Consider the following 2197-nt stretch of genomic DNA (forward strand, 5'->3'; position numbering starts at 1 on the left):
ACGTGGTCTTGGCGCACCCGTGAAGTATTTGTCCCATAGTGCATCCTCTTGATGGTCAGAGATCAGTAGACCACCACATGCCGGGACTGAACACGGAAAATTCCGGTTCTGACGGTCGTCGACACCTTCTCACGCTATGTCCCGGTGCTTGATGCGCGGTTCACATATCGCGGGGAGGACATAGTCGCGACGCTTGAGCAAGTATGCAAGCGCACCGGCTACCCGATCACTATCCGTGTTGACCAGGGCAGCGAGTTCATCTCCAAGGATATGGACCTTTGGGCCTATGCTAACGACGTGACATTGGACTTCTCCCGTCTGGGTAAACCTGCCGACAACGCCTTCCTCGAGGCGTTCAATGGCCGGCTCCGGGCGGAGTGCCTGAACGCGCACTGGTTCATGAGCCTTGAAGATGCAGCCGAAAAGTTGGAGGCTTGGCGTAGAGACTACAATGAAGAACGCCCGCACGGGGCTATCGGGAACAAGGTCCCGGCAGACCTGATGAAATCAGTTCACGACACCAGCCCGTGAACCTGATGGAACCGCGGAAATTCTAACAACGGCCGAGGGCACGTTGGGTAGCACATCACTCTGCGGAAAACTCTAATTGAAACCGAGGGTGATTTCGGGGGTCACATCACGATCAATGTTCATTCGAAAATTTTTTAAACGTCGGCTTAGTGTAAAGATGTCGAGCCAATGGATGTACTTTAGCTTGCTATCGGCTAATTGATAACACCAAAATTGTTCTAGGTTGCGAAGAGTCGCCTTCGATAGCATTTTCTCAGGAAAATAATCTAAACGAGAAAAATATTGCTATGGGCTTAGGTCGGCTGGTGGAAGGACTTTGTTTGGCTGATGCATGCCGATGAATCAGAAGTGCGCATTGGGATTCTTGTAAAGTCCTTCTCTGCGCTATGCGCGACTATCGGAAGAACCCACAAGGCCAAGATATCATTTCAAACCGAGGCACCTCTATGGAGTGTCGAGAATACTTCCCATCGGGAAGCCTAAAAGTATGGGGGCTTGGCTTGCTGGGTAGGAGCATCAACTTGTGAAACGTTTTTGTTGCCGAAGGATGCGCGCTGCAGTAGTGTTCATCGCGCTCTTTTTAATAGCTTCGTGTGGCTTGCCTGGTGTCGGGCCAAACAAACGGCAAGTTACATTAACGGAAAGCGATGCCTTTGTAGTTGATGTAGATAGTCGGGTAGTGCAAGCCTCAACCACTAAGCTGTATTCAGAGTTCCCAGCAAGCTTTTTGTCTGGGGAGGAAGTGTCCGCAGATGTCATTCTGCCTGGAGACAATCTTACTTTAACGATATGGGAGAATATTGACAATGGGCTCCTGGCACCAGAAAGCGCAAATTCCTCTAATTTGGAAGAGCTGCAAGTGGATAACACTGGTCATATCTTCGTGCCGTATGCAGGCCGTCTGCACGCATCCGGCAAAACTGTTGAACAGCTTCGACAGACCATTACCCGTGAGCTAGAAAACCAGACGCCCGCCCCTCAAGTACAAGTTAGGCGCCTCGTCGGGGACGGAGCTGTCGTCAGTGTGATGGGTGCGGTTGGTGTTCAAGGTGTCTATCGGATTGGATCCTCGACCCGAACACTGGCTAATATGTTGGCACGCGCAGGGGGTGCTACTATCCCGCCGGAAGCTGCTCAAGTAACAGTAATCCGCGGGGAAGAAAGGGGGAAAGTCTGGCTACAAGATTTGTACGACAACACAAAGATGAACATAGCACTTCGCGGTGGGGACCGAATCCTCGTGCAGGAAGACGTCCGAACTTTTATTACATTTGGAGCTACGTCGTCGCAACGGAGAGTACGGATTGAAACTCAAAGCCTTTCCGTCCTTGAGGCGATTGCACAGATTGGCGGCCTAGTTTCCACAGCTTCGGATGCAACTGGAGTTTTCATTTTACGTAATGAGCCCGCAAATATTGCCAACGAGATTTTGAGAAGAAGTGATTTTTCGGAACCGCAGCGCATCGTGTATGTTTTTAATTTGGCTGAATTAGATGGACTTTTTCTTGCCCGTGATTTCTCTATTCGAGATGGAGATACACTCTATGTCACTGAGGCCCCTTACGCGAATTGGGCAAAGTCGATTTCGCTCTTCGTGTCGCCAATTGGAACACTTTCGAGTGGTGTCAAATCTCTTGGAGGGTGAAGGGTAAAAAATTTTCCTACT

The 2197-nt window shown here is 50.2% G+C and carries 1 protein-coding gene and 1 pseudogene; both read left to right on the forward strand.

Features of this window, described 5'->3' with window-relative positions; translation table 11 throughout:
* Positions 1–96: 96 nt before the first annotated feature.
* Positions 97–531 (forward strand): annotated as a pseudogene (locus AC58NV_RS23495) (integrase core domain-containing protein); the annotation flags it as partial.
* A 547-nt stretch (positions 532–1078) separates the two neighbouring features.
* Positions 1079–2176 carry a polysaccharide biosynthesis/export family protein gene (locus tag AC58NV_RS23500; protein WP_497229301.1) on the forward strand — a complete coding sequence of 366 codons (1098 nt, stop codon included), beginning with the start codon at positions 1079–1081 and terminating at the stop codon, positions 2174–2176.
* Positions 2177–2197: the final 21 nt, after the last annotated feature.

It is taken from the genome of Leisingera sp. ANG49 (genome assembly GCF_059694505.1).

Bases quoted from the DNA above. Each gene is read 5' to 3' on its own strand.
- AC58NV_RS23500 (WP_497229301.1), top strand. From the start codon at position 1,079: ATGCGCGCTGCAGTAGTGTTCATCGCGCTCTTTTTAATAGCTTCGTGT.